A 12,304-nucleotide genomic window follows, 5' to 3' on the forward strand; every position below is an offset into this window, starting at 1 on the left:
CGGTACTACTATCCCATCCGCGGTCAGCATCGTAGTGTCAGCACTACTTACATGACTGTATGAAGGCGGGTGGTTCTTCCCCAACGGACAGGCATTGGTTGCCCAACGGATAACTATCCGTCCCTAAACGGATGCCTACTCACCGGAAGGTTTTTCTGTTACGGTTCCCCAAGCAGTAGTGAAAAGGCAGGGTTCACCACAATAAACTATAATACAGCGTGTTACATGTGTGAAGGCAGAAGTATGAAAATCATGGAGGGGGAGGATTGTTTCCGTCACGGACTTTCATGACTTTAAACTACCATTTCAATCATGTAAAACGGTGTTTTGTGTCGGCCAAAATGGTACTTATCAAAAAAGAACAGTTCCCCATCCGTTTTCTTTCGGGCGAGAACTGTTTTGGGGCGGTTGCCCTGAATAAACTGTCAGACATGCCATAACTTACAGAAAAAATCATTTACTTTGCAAGTTGATAATAATTACATATAGTTATGGCACAAGAAGATGTTTTCAAGAAATTAGTTTCACACTGCAAAGAATACGGATTTGTATTTCCTTCTTCAGAAATATATGACGGTTTGGGAGCAGTATATGATTACGGACAGTATGGCGTAGAGCTGAAAAACAATATAAAGAAATACTGGTGGGACAGCATGACGCTGCTTCATGAAAATGTGGTAGGCATCGACTCCGCTATTTTTATGCACCCGACCATCTGGAAAGCATCCGGCCATGTGGACGCATTCAACGACCCTTTGATCGACAACAAGGATTCAAAGAAACGCTATCGCGCCGACGTACTGATCGAAGACCACTTGGCAAAAATTGAAGAAAAGATAAACAAAGAGGTGGCAAAAGCCGCCAAACGTTTTGGCGAAGCATTCGACGAAGCGCAGTTCCGTACCACCAATGGCCGTGTATTGGAATACCAAGCCAAATGGAACGAGATACACGAACGTTTCTCTAAAGACATGAACGATTCCAATTTCGAAGACCTGCGCCAGTTGATTCTGGACTGCGAAATCGTTTGCCCGATTTCCGGTACACGCAATTGGACGGAAGTACGCCAGTTTAACCTGATGTTTGCAACCGACATGGGATCGACTGCCGACGGCGCAATGAAAGTGTATTTGCGTCCGGAAACGGCACAGGGTATTTTCGTTAACTTCCTCAACGTACAGAAGACCGGCCGTATGAAGATTCCTTTCGGTATCGCCCAGATCGGTAAAGCGTTCCGTAACGAGATCGTTGCCCGTCAGTTCATCTTCCGTATGCGTGAGTTCGAACAGATGGAAATGCAGTTCTTCGTTCGTCCGGGAGAAGAAATGGAATGGTTCAAGATGTGGAAGTCTACCCGCTTGAAATGGCATAAGGCTATGGGATTAGGTGACCAAAAGTATCGTTACCACGATCACGAAAAGCTCGCCCACTATGCCAATGCCGCTACCGACATCGAATATGAAATGCCGTTCGGTTTCAAGGAAGTGGAAGGTATCCATAGCCGCACAGACTTCGACCTGAGCCAGCACGAAAAGTTCTCAGGAAAGAAAATACAATATTTCGATCCGGAATTAAATAAAAGCTATACTCCGTACGTTATTGAAACATCTATCGGTGTTGACCGCGTATTCCTGAGCGTTATGGCAGGTTCATACTGCGAAGAGACACTTGAAAACGGTGAAACACGCGTTGTTTTGAAATTGCCGGCAGCCCTGGCTCCTATCAAACTCGCCGTATTGCCACTGGTGAAAAAAGACGGGCTTCCTGAAAAGGCTGAAGAGATCGTCAACATGCTGAAGTTCGACTTCCGTTGCCAGTATGATGAAAAAGATTCTATCGGTAAACGTTACCGCCGTCAGGATGCTATTGGAACTCCGTACTGTATTACAGTTGACCATGATACTTTGAAGGATAATTGTGTAACGATCCGTTTCCGTGACACCATGGAACAGGAACGTGTAAGCATCGACAAGCTGCACGATATTATCTCTGAAAAGGTAAGCCTGAAGACTTTATTAAAAAAGATAACTGAATAATTAAATGAAGAAGTACCTGCAATTCGCGTTGATGATTTTTTGTATGTCTGCCGTCTTTACTTCCTGTAAAGATGACGATGATAGTGATGATGTAGCCGTTGAAGCCTACAAGCTGGAAAACGAACAGGCTTTCGCGGCGAAGGCTAATGACCCGGATTTCTTTAAGGTAAGCATACAGGGAGCCGGAGAAGATTTCATTTATGCTAAAAGGCTCAAAGAAGCAGATAAACCTGAAATTCCAATCTATTACAACAGTCGTGTCACTGTTTATTACAAAGGATGGTTCCCTAACAGCGAGGATGGTGAATATTTCGATAAGAAAGAATTAGAAGACGGATCACCTTCCGAATGGGCTGTCAGTACAGCCTCTTCAAACTACAATAGTTACTATGGAACAGGAATTCCCAGTCCCATATCAGGATGGACTATCGCTCTGCAAAATATGAAAGTAGGCGAGAAATGGGAAGTCTGGATTCCTCAAAGACTAGGTTATGGTTCGGTTGACAAAAAAGACAGCGCCGGGAATGTTACTATCCCTGCCTACTCTACTTTAGTTTTTGAAATTGAAGTAGTAGAGCGGACAGCCGAAGTTGCCGGTACAACTTAATCCGTTCTTATATAAAAGAAAAGGGAACATCAATTGACCTGATGTTCCCTTTTTTATTGTCTGTTAGTTTGATATAATAAGGCTCGCATAAAGCAAACCCCTATAAACAATTAAAGCCTGTCTCACGACAAGCCCTAACCAAACTTTGTTAACCTTAAATCTAATACTATTATGAAAAAACCACAGTACAAAGATAAGGCTGTAGAGGCCTTTTGTCAAGCCTTTTCAGACTAATAAACGTTAAGCAAAACACTTGTTCCAGTCAAATTTTGTTACTGAACACAAAACTATATAGATTACAATCAAATTCTACTAAAATTAACAGCCGGAGAGTAACTTTTCCCCTCTGGAGAGGGGGCAGGGGGTGTGTTATAGTTACGCCTTAAAACGAGCTTTAACACACCCCTTAATCCCCTCTCCAGAGGGGAAACAGATACCATTATTTTACGAACTTCAAACATTCTGACTCCTGCACGGAAGTGACTGCCTGAACAAGAAACATGCCTTTTGGCAAATCAGCGATATTTATATCATAGCGGGCCTGTGGATATAAAGCCGGAAGTTTCTTGACTAACGTTCCCTGCGCCGAATAAATGAAAAGACCTTTCAAGGTCTCTTCACTCTGAATGAACAAATGATCATCCTTCACCCAGCCTGTAATCTTTTTATCCGGCGCAGTAAGACCAGTTAGTCCGGTACCGGTACCTTTCTTCTCTATCTTATAGAGTTTCACGCCATACTCAGGTAAGGATACAGGGATTTCTTCACCTTGCAATGATACATCCTGCCCGGTCCACAATTCCTTAATTCCTTTTACATCGGAAGAGGCGATTCCCAATCTCGACAATTTTATATTTTCCGAGAAAGCCAGGTCTTTATAGTTGAAAGCGGCAACATACAGATAATCTTCCGTATCTAGCATAAAGAGATTCTCGCCGCGGTTACGTCCCCAACTATTCTTTCCCGAAGCCTTTGCCCCTTCTACCGGATAAAAAGATTTACCGATACGGGCAATTTCGTTCACTTCCGCATTCGTTGCAAACTTTTCTGCTTTCTGCCGGGCAGCCGGTTCCCCGAGACATGTTCCCTTCTGGCTGAAGTTATCACCCAGGATATATGTCCCGGTAATCACACCGGAGGTAATACGCATACGGTTCTCATCCTCGTTATAATCCTCTCTATGAAGCACCAGGTGGTCGGCATCATTAAAGTTATACACCTTGTCGAGCCACCAGCCATAAGAAAGGCCGTTCATTACATATTCCGTATCCTCTTTAGCTCCCCAGGCATCACAACTGATACGACGGGAATTGCCGTATTGAGCCGGAAATGCAGGCGCAATGGATAAAGCCATAAACAGATCGTCTCCGCACAATTCCGTCAGATATTTCATTCCGCTGTTGTAAGCTTGAACGCCGGTCGTTACATTCTTATCATAATAAGAGTCCGCTTCAAGGATTGCATTATTCAGGAAATCGAACTTGATATATTTATAACCTAAATCTTTAAAGCGGTTGATGAAATAACTCATCCGCTGGCGGGTTCCGGGATGCGTGGGGTCCAGGGCACGGGAAGCGATCTTTTTAGGCTGTCCGTTTACATATAAATAGGCTTCCCCATATTTATAGTTACTTCCTTCCATCGTACGGCTGCCGTTTTCCCCCCAGTCGGAGAAAGGAGCCCAGTAAATGCCGGGAACCTGCCCGTTGGCAACACATCGTTCGGCGAATGATTTCAACTGGGTATCAGTCAGGTTATCCCAATAAGAATCGAGGATGACATAGGCCGTGCCGTCATTGGTAAAATTGTTCGGTTGCAGGTTCGTACTGATATAATCAGAGACATCCAGCACACCTTCGTAGTTCAGCTTCTCAGCCATGGCGCCCCAGCTGTTCCAACCGAAGATATTTCCATTCGACCATTTTCGGGGAGGCGCGATCAAGGCATTGGCCTCTCCATAGGCTTCCAACCCTTCGCGCCAATCGTTGAACATACCGATTAAGAGCTTCGGAGATTTCAGTTTAGTGCCGGAAATGCTGCCGTGGGCTTTTGCTCCGGTAGCATCTATATCGTGGGTTACGCGATGGCTTATGCCGCCAAAACATTCGAGACGGTTTACCTTCTGGTTGCCGGAAGTGGAATAACGGACTCCGGTCTTCCAGGTATCGTGTTCTACCGAGCCGATTACCAACCCTTCGCGGGTATCACCACAGTAGAAAGAAGTAACCTCGAACGATACGGAATCGACCGACAAGGCCAGAGAGGAATAGCCGATCCAGGCATCGTTATCAAAGGGGACGGATAACACGCGGTTGGAGGTATTCGTATTCAGGAAAGAGTTGACTGTTTCGGTAACAACCGGAGCGATATAATTACTCGACGTACCGGCTTCTGAAAGGATAAAAGCCTCTGTCAGGAAATAGCTTTTATCAGGATAGAAATAAAACAGCTGTTGCAGGGAAGGTGCTCCCTCCTGTCCGGCATAGGTAAATGTATATTTATGGCCGGCACCGAAAACGTCGTCGACAGCTTCTTCCGAGAAGGTCGGCTGGCCGTATTCCGTACTACGCAGCAGTTGGTCTTTATCTTTGGCCTGGACGAAGACACCCGCCAGGATTGTTTTTCCTTTATGGATAAAATCACAGGTTTTCGTATCGTTGTTATAAACGATCTTCCAGTCACCGGAAGTTATCGTCTGCTGGTCAGCCGCAAACGTCTCCCTCCCGATAAACAGGCAGACAAGACAAAAGAGCAGGGTAATTCTTTGTAAATTCTTTTTCATGATCCTTGTATATTAGCTTAATTCGGTTAGTAAATAAAACACCGGGCAAAGACATGCCTTCCCGGTGTTTTTCTTCTTACAATCTTTTTGCCATTACCGACTAGTGCTTAGTCGATTACAGTTTCCAAAACAGGAAACGGGGGCAGCCCTACTATTATCTGTAACCCGGGTTCTGATCGTCCTGCGTCATGTCCGGATTCTGTTCGATCTCTTCGTTAGGTATCGGATAACGGACATTATAATCCTGTATCGTACCCGAACGTTTCGCCCATTTATTGCGTTCCTTAATATACTCGACAAACTTGCCTGTACGGATCAGGTCGGCACGGCGCCAGTTCTCACCCAGAAACTCACGGATACGTTCATCCAATATCTTTGTACGGAAAACATCTTGCGACATGCCTGCATCCCATTTCTTATCAGCCGGGATACTAAAGCCCCACGCACGGTTACGCACTTCGTTTACCTTTTCGACAGCCTGCCCGGTTTGTCCCAATTCATTCAGACATTCAGCATAACTGAGAAGCACATCGGCATAACGGATAGCCGGGATATTCTTACCCGAGTTCCACATATTATTGATACCCAGTCCGGAATGCTGGTCGGTACGGAAATCTTCATATTTCTTTACATGCGGTTTCAACTCGTCATGGTCTTCACCCAGGTCTTCCCAGGCAACACATTCATAGTTGGGAACTTCGCCATAATAAGTGAAATCGTAGCGGATACTTTCTTCTTTACGAACATCGCCGTCTTCCCAAATACCGCCGTTCTCTACGGTTTCATAAGCATATTCAGTAACAACTACATGGTCGTAGCCAGCAAAATAACAACCATCGGTCCACCAGTTCTGTGCTACACGCGAACCGATCTGAAACTGAATCTGATTACGGTTCGGGTTATTGTTGAACTGAAATTCGTAGATAGATTCGGCTGTATTCGGTTTTTCGTAATTCCACAGATCGGCATAAGGAACCAGTTGGTATCCCATACCTATTACCGCTTCAAAGCATTCCTTTGCCTTATTGAAGTCACGGAGTCCTGTTTCAACCGGGGCGGACATATAGGCTTTACCCAGCATAGTGTAACCGGCACCGGAAGTAGCACGACCGGCGGTATTGGTTTTCGGAGCATACTTAGCAGCCTTTTCCAGGTCGTTGATAATGAATTGCCATACATCGGTCAGCGGCTGCCGGCCATAACCCGTTTCATCCAGCTTATCCAGGTCGATGATAGGAATTTCACCCCAGTACATAGCCAGTTCATAATCGACGAAACCACGGACGAAACAGGCTTCACCCAAAAGTCCGGCTTCTTTCGATCCCTCAACCAGTTCAGGAGTATCCAATGCACGGATAATCTTGGCTGCGGCGGTAACAATCGGGAAACGTTTGTTCCACTGATCTTTTACCTTACTATGCAATGAATTCATATTAGCATCGTAACGGTCCATTGCCGCGCCTTCACCGCCTCCTTTATTCTGAAGGGCTCCACGTTGGATTTCGTCGGTACCGGTCATCAGGAACCAGGCCCGTTCATCCTGGCGGGTGTTATCACGCCAGGTATTGTATATACCTTTCAGATTCAGTTCGATAAACTCGACATCCGAATAGATCTGCTCTTCTGTCAGTGCTTTCTTGTTCTCCTGTGTCAGGAAATCGGAACAAGATGTGGTGATCCCGGCTGTAAGCGCCAAAGCCAGTAATCCGATTAAATTATATCTCTTTTTCATAATTGTTTCCTATTTATTCCATTAAAAACTAAAGTTTAAACCTAACACATACATCTTTGTCGGAGGATAACCGTAGTCGCCTGTTTCAGGATCGAACCCCTTGTATTTGGTGATACAGAACAAGTTGGATGCAGTGAAGTAAACACGCAGGTTTTCTACTTTGATCTGGCTCAACAGAGGCTTCGGGAATGAATAAGCCAATGTCAGGGTAGACAAACGCAGATAAGATGCATTCTGGATCGTGTAATCCATATCCGACGGGTTGTAACGATTGTAACCGCTGCTGGTATTGGCGATCACGCGGGGAACGGAGGCTCCTGTATTTTCCGGTGTCCAACGATTCAGCAAATCTTCGGAAGCCATGCTTGTACCTGTACTGTTGATCAATGTTTCATAATAAGAACTGATCTTCTTCGCCCCATAAGAATAATTGAAAACAGCATTCAGGGTGATACCTTTATAGTTGAAGTCTGTTGCAAATCCACCGTAGAATTTCGGGTCTTTCTTACCCACCACTACACGGTCAAGCTGGTCGACTACGCCGTCGGGCACACCGTCAGGACCGGAAACATCCAATGGGAACAAGTCACCCAAGCTGACATGTTTACCGTTGAAATCCAGATTTTCCCATTGGCTACGGTTTGACTCATTGGCAATACCGCCTGTTTTATAAGTATAAATGTTATTCAGCGATTCACCCAGAAAGATGTTCTTCTCACGTTCAGAGCCGTTCAGGATTTCCTTTACATCGCCATACAGTTTCGAAACCTCGTTCTTGTCAAAGGAGATGTTAGCATTTACATTCCAGGTAAAGTCTTTTGTCTGTATCGGGGTTGCGTTGATAGTCGCTTCGAAACCTTTGTTCTTTACAGAACCGATGTTTTCCCATGTTTCGCTGTAACCGGAAGTCAACGGCAATGAATGTTTCATCAGCAAGTTATCGTTCTTGATAAAGAACCCGTCCAGAGAAACGTTCAAACGATCGTTCAGAAATGCCATATCGACACCGATATTCGTTTGTTTCTGTTTTTCCCAAGTGATGGCAGGTGTACCTCTCAAACCGCTGGTTGCATAAGAAGCCTCACCGTTGCTGACAGAAGAGAAATAAAGCGTACGATACGCATAGTTTTCGATATCCTGGTTACCAACCACACCGTAACCGACACGCATTTTCAAACGGTCAAAGATTGTCTGGTCTTCCATAAACGCTTCATTCGTCACATCCCATGCAGCAGAGAAAGAAGGAAGAATACCCCAACGGTGGCCTTCGGCAAATTTGGAAGAACCGTCATAACGGGCCGTTGCCGTCAGATAATAGCGCAGGTCATAATTGTAGTTCACTCTACCCAGCACAGAAACGAGGGTATTGCCCTTGAAATCTGAATCAAGTTCTTTTTTATCGTTAGCGGCAGCACCTTTCAGGTCGTTCCACAACAGGTCGTCGCTGGCGAAACGGTCGCCCTGCGCTTTTGTATAGTTTTCGGTATTCTTAGTCGTACTCGTACCGAACAGGAAGTTCATGCGGTGTTTGTTGATCGTCTTATCGTAAGTGATCGTGTTATCCCACTGCCAGTTCAGCTGTGACCATCTTTCATGTTTTGCTCTTGCATCACCGTTATAATGGCGGATCGCTTCCTGGATGTAGCTCGGTGTATATTCGAACCATGTCTGTGAAGAAACGTCCAGCGCGAAAGTTGAACGGATATTCAGTCCTTCAATCGGATTGATATTGATGTAATTGGATGAAAGGAAACGGTTACGGGCACGCTCGCGGGCTACTTCCTGCGAGTTGAACGGGTTATAATCGTTGTTGTTTCCTTCATTGTGGACACGGTAATACAGTGTCAGATAATCCCAGGTATAGCGGGTCGACGGATCGCGGAACGGTTCCGGATTCAGCAACGGGTTTGCGTTCAGTGCCTTGTCGTACACGTCGTCTGTCGGCAAATTGTTTTCCGTACGTGAGAAAGAAGAGTTCGTACCGATCTTCAACCACGGTTTGATCATCGATTCCGCATTGACACGACCGGAATATTTCTTTTCTTTCGAATCACCGATCAATCCATCGATATTGGCGTAATCGAAACTGATATAAACGTTGTTCTTTTCCGTTGCATTGGAAAAACTTACGGAATGGTTCTGCTGGAAACCGCTGCTGATCACTTCGTCGAGCCAGTTGTAGCTCTTGCCCGAACGATACGTTTCAAATTCAGCATCGGAGAAAGCCGTATTGGTTTTCATCAGCGTATTGTCGATATAATCCTGACGGTTTGCTGTCGGATTATCATGCATGTAACCATTGGCAAAAGCATCCACACGCAGGTCGAACAACTGCTGTGCATTCAGTGTCTTCGGACGCTGGGTGATTTTAGAGAAACCTACCCATCCGTCATAGGTTACGCGTCCTTCGCCAATCTTACCTTTCTTGGTCGTGATAAGAACTACACCGTTAGCACCACGCGAACCGTAAAGAGCCGTAGCCGAGGCATCTTTCAATACCTGTACCGAAGCGACATCGTTTACATTGATCGCATTAAAACCACCATAACCATTGCCCATCACCAAACCATCGACAACGTAGATAGGGTCCGAGCCTGAGTTAATCGTATTCACACCACGGATCTTGATGCTGGAATCGTCGCCCGGACGGGTTCCCTTAGTGATCAAGACACCGGCAACACGTCCCTGAAGGGCCTCGTTGACGGTTGTTACCGGTCTTTCCTCCAACACCTTGGCGTCGACATGGGAGATAGCACCGGTCAGGTCGCTTTTCTTCATGGAAGCACCTACAATCACAACTTCGTCGATAGATTGCGAGTCTTCCGAAAGAGTTACGTTAATAACATGCTGGTTTCCAACTTTTACTTCTTTGGTGTCATATCCGATATAGCTGATCACCAGTGTGGCGCCCGGTGTTGCAGAGATGGAATATTTTCCATCCATATCCGATATAGTCCCTTGCGTTGTTCCCTTGAGAACAACGCTCGCTCCCGGGAGCGACTCCGACGTTTTAGCGTCGGTGATTGTACCTGTTATCGTTATGCCCTGTGCGAAAACGGTACCGCAGCATAACACAAGCATCATCAAAATACTAAAAAGCTTGATCTGTTTCATAATTGATAAATTTAAGAACATTTAGTTGTTTCTAATTTTATAAAGCAACGCATCCTTGGCAGGGACCGTCACAGTTAGTTTTTCCTTTACTGGTTGTTCATTTCCACTCCAGAGCTCTTTTGCCTGATAGTTTGCCGCAGGGTCTAGTCCCATACGTTCCAGTGAAATAGTGGCATTCATCTCATCTTCCGAATAATTAAAGATAGCAAAATAAGATGTACCATCTGCATCATGGTGAATAAATTGATGTTCCGATTTTTCACCGTTTCCTTCTACCGGAGAGAAAGAAACCCCTTTGGCTACAGCATTCACATCCGGGTTCGTCAGGAATTTCAAGGCACGATCCTTGTCGATCTGTTTGCCGCCTTTACTGAAATCGTCGCCAACGATATAAAGTCCGGTAATGGCACCGGAAGTGATACGGGCACGGTTTTCGCCTTCGGTAGCTTCGCGCAACACCAGGTGGTCGGCATCATTATACTGATACACCTCATCCTGCCACCATCCGTAAGAAAGGGCATTCAGCGTATACTCGGTATCCTTGATCTTGTTCCAGGCATCACAGGCGATACGGCGTGAGTTGGCATAATGGGCCGGGAATACAGGCGAGATGGATAAATTAAGATACATATCACCGAAATATTTATTCAGCAACTGCATACCGTAATTATATCCCTGGATACCTGTACGGATTTCCGGGTTATACCATTTGTCGGCTTCCATCGCACCATGCGTCATAAAGTCCATCTTTACATACTTGAAACCGCAACGACGGAAAAGATCGGATGTTTTCTTCATCATCTCCTCGATAGCCGGATGGGTCGGGTCGATGGCATAAGCACCGTCCAGTTCCTGCGGCTGACCGTTGGCGTAGAGGTAGACATCCTGGAATTTATAGTCAGGAGCGTCTTTGATCATCCGTTCGGGATGTTTTCCCCAATCGGTGAAAGGCGTCCAGTATACACCTGGAATCTGGCCGTTGGCAGTACAATGATTCACGAAGTCTTTCAACTCTTCTTCCGTGAAACTGTTCCAGCCTGAATCAAGGCCGATCGTCACATTCCCGTCTGTATTGACGAAATGGTTATTTTGCAGGTTTTCTTTGAAAAAGTCGGACACTTCAATTGCATTCTGATGATTCAGCCTGAACTGTAACGCGCCCCAGCTGTTCCAGCCAAAGGTAACGGCACCTGGCCATCTCTTTACAGGGGCAACCACCGCATTCGCTTTTCCATACTCTTCCAGTCCGGCACGCCAGTCGTTGAAGATACCGAAAAATACCTTAGGAGACTTTACCATTTTTCCTTTTAAAGCACCGTGTGCCTTAGAGTCGCGTGTCAACGAATCGGCAACGCCGCCGAAGCAAACCAATGAACCGATATTATTACGGTCGCCTTTCCCCATATCGATACCGGTCTTCCAGTCGGAGTGTTCCACTGAACCGATGACAAAACCTTTACGGTCGTCGTTGTTGAAGACAGTCGCTACTTCATAGCTACGTAATTGATCGAAAGTGAGCGGATGAGACTGATAACGTATCCAGCAATCGTTATCGAAAGGCTGGAATAACGCGCGGTTATCGCCTTCAGCCAACACGGCCGGCATGCGGTCGATAGTAACCGGGGCCATATAATTCGATTCAACGTCAGCGGCTCCTCCCTGAAGAGTAAATTCCGTCAGCAGATAATCTTTCTCCGGATAGATGTAGAAAGATTGTACAAGCGTAGGCAGGTTGCTATCCGTGTAGGTCACCTGCAACAATGAACCCTGACCGAAAGCATCGCTGATAGCGGTGACTTTCGAACTGCTCTTTTTGTAGTCACGGGTCGTGACCAACTTATTACCCAACTTGTAGGAGGCATAAACCCCATCGGAAAGAAGCTGGTTCTCCTTCTCGATACGGTGGCCTTTCTGCACCTGGTCATAGCTAACCGTCCACTTTCCCGAAGAAACGGATGATTCGCCGCAGGATACAAGCAGGGCGAGCAATAGCAGCAGATTTAAATTGATGAGTTTCATGTATTGATAATTTA

At 45.8% G+C, this 12,304-nt stretch carries 6 protein-coding genes; 2 read left to right on the forward strand and 4 right to left on the reverse strand.

All coding sequences use genetic code 11. The annotated features are described in order from the left end of the window. Positions 1 to 491: 491 nt before the first annotated feature. Complete coding sequence (locus DWW91_RS04200; RefSeq protein WP_010801046.1) at positions 492 to 2,036, forward strand: glycine--tRNA ligase; 1,545 nt, start codon at positions 492 to 494, stop codon at positions 2,034 to 2,036. Between the two features lie 4 nt (positions 2,037 to 2,040). Next, positions 2,041 to 2,643 (forward strand): FKBP-type peptidyl-prolyl cis-trans isomerase, encoded by a 603-nt coding sequence (locus tag DWW91_RS04205; RefSeq protein WP_010801047.1) that lies wholly within the window; start codon positions 2,041 to 2,043, stop codon positions 2,641 to 2,643. Between the two features lie 439 nt (positions 2,644 to 3,082). On the opposite strand, the gene DWW91_RS04210 is transcribed toward DWW91_RS04205, so the two are convergent. The 4 genes from DWW91_RS04210 to DWW91_RS04225 all read right to left on the reverse strand — a co-directional run bounded on the left by DWW91_RS04210 (position 3,083) and on the right by DWW91_RS04225 (position 12,290). Beyond that, the gene (locus tag DWW91_RS04210) at positions 3,083 to 5,425 is read right to left on the reverse strand and encodes a hypothetical protein (RefSeq protein ID WP_122327034.1); all 2,343 of its coding nucleotides are present in this window, start codon (positions 5,423 to 5,425) and stop codon (positions 3,083 to 3,085) included. 154 nt (positions 5,426 to 5,579) lie between these two features. Further along, positions 5,580 to 7,157, reverse strand: coding sequence for a RagB/SusD family nutrient uptake outer membrane protein (locus tag DWW91_RS04215; RefSeq protein WP_010801049.1), 1,578 nt, complete (start codon positions 7,155 to 7,157; stop codon positions 5,580 to 5,582). Between the two features lie 21 nt (positions 7,158 to 7,178). Beyond that, positions 7,179 to 10,271, reverse strand: a complete 3,093-nt coding sequence (locus tag DWW91_RS04220) for a TonB-dependent receptor (protein ID WP_122327089.1) — start codon at positions 10,269 to 10,271, stop codon at positions 7,179 to 7,181. Between the two features lie 21 nt (positions 10,272 to 10,292). After that, positions 10,293 to 12,290 carry an alpha-galactosidase gene (locus DWW91_RS04225; RefSeq protein WP_122327035.1) on the reverse strand — a complete coding sequence of 666 codons (1,998 nt, stop codon included), beginning with the start codon at positions 12,288 to 12,290 and terminating at the stop codon, positions 10,293 to 10,295. Between the last annotated feature and the right edge of the window lie 14 nt (positions 12,291 to 12,304).

Origin of the sequence: Parabacteroides sp. AF17-3 (assembly GCF_003635445.1) — a bacterium.
GTDB lineage: Bacteria > Bacteroidota > Bacteroidia > Bacteroidales > Tannerellaceae > Parabacteroides > Parabacteroides goldsteinii.

What these genes read in the sequence shown, in the direction of transcription:
- DWW91_RS04225 (WP_122327035.1), bottom strand. Translation starts at nt 12,290, where the DNA reads ATGAAACTCATCAATTTAAATCTGCTGCTATTGCTCGCCCTGCTTGTA.
- DWW91_RS04205 (WP_010801047.1), top strand. Translation starts at nt 2,041, where the DNA reads ATGAAGAAGTACCTGCAATTCGCGTTGATGATTTTTTGTATGTCTGCC.
- DWW91_RS04220 (WP_122327089.1), bottom strand. Translation starts at nt 10,271, where the DNA reads ATGAAACAGATCAAGCTTTTTAGTATTTTGATGATGCTTGTGTTATGC.
- DWW91_RS04200 (WP_010801046.1), top strand. Translation starts at nt 492, where the DNA reads ATGGCACAAGAAGATGTTTTCAAGAAATTAGTTTCACACTGCAAAGAA.
- DWW91_RS04215 (WP_010801049.1), bottom strand. Translation starts at nt 7,157, where the DNA reads ATGAAAAAGAGATATAATTTAATCGGATTACTGGCTTTGGCGCTTACA.
- DWW91_RS04210 (WP_122327034.1), bottom strand. Translation starts at nt 5,425, where the DNA reads ATGAAAAAGAATTTACAAAGAATTACCCTGCTCTTTTGTCTTGTCTGC.